General features: G+C 72.0%; 2 protein-coding genes. Both read left to right on the top strand.

The window, feature by feature from the left end:
- Positions 1 to 219 (top strand): RCC1 domain-containing protein (locus BN358_RS28035; protein WP_232233417.1); only part of this gene is annotated, 219 nt, incomplete at its 5' end.
- A 7-nt stretch (positions 220 to 226) separates the two neighbouring features.
- Positions 227 to 435: hypothetical protein (locus BN358_RS24825; RefSeq protein ID WP_232233411.1), on the top strand; the 209-nt coding region annotated here is incomplete at its 3' end.

Here is a 435-nt window from a genome sequence, read left to right as displayed (position 1 = left end):
GTACGCCGTGGACTGGTCGCCGAGCCGTCCGGGACGAGCCCGACCGACGTCTACGGCGGGGCGGCGACCAGCGCGACGCACAGCATCGGCTCGGGCACGCCGAGCGACTACGGGCTCACCTTCACCGCGGTCGCGGTGGGTGCCACCCACGCCTGCGGCGTCGCGAACGGCACCGTGTACTGCTGGGGACGGCACCAAGGGCGCCCTGGGCCTGGGTAGCACCACTGTGGCTCACGTTCCGACGGCCGTCACCGGGGGCGACCTCGGCGCCAAGACGGTCACCGACGTGACCGCGGGCACGGACTTCAGCTGCGCCGTGGCCTCCGGCAAGGCGTACTGCTGGGGGCTCGGCACCAACGGCCAGCTCGGCAACGGCAGCCAGTCCTCCTCGACGACACCGAAGGCCGTCTCCAACCTGACTGGCATCACCAGCAT

The sequence above is a fragment of the Sedimentibacter sp. B4 genome (genome assembly GCF_000309315.1).
Taxonomy (GTDB): domain Bacteria; phylum Bacillota; class Clostridia; order Tissierellales; family Sedimentibacteraceae; genus Sedimentibacter; species Sedimentibacter saalensis.
Note: the sequence above shows the minus strand (reverse complement) of the source record. Positions and strands in the feature narration are given on the sequence as shown.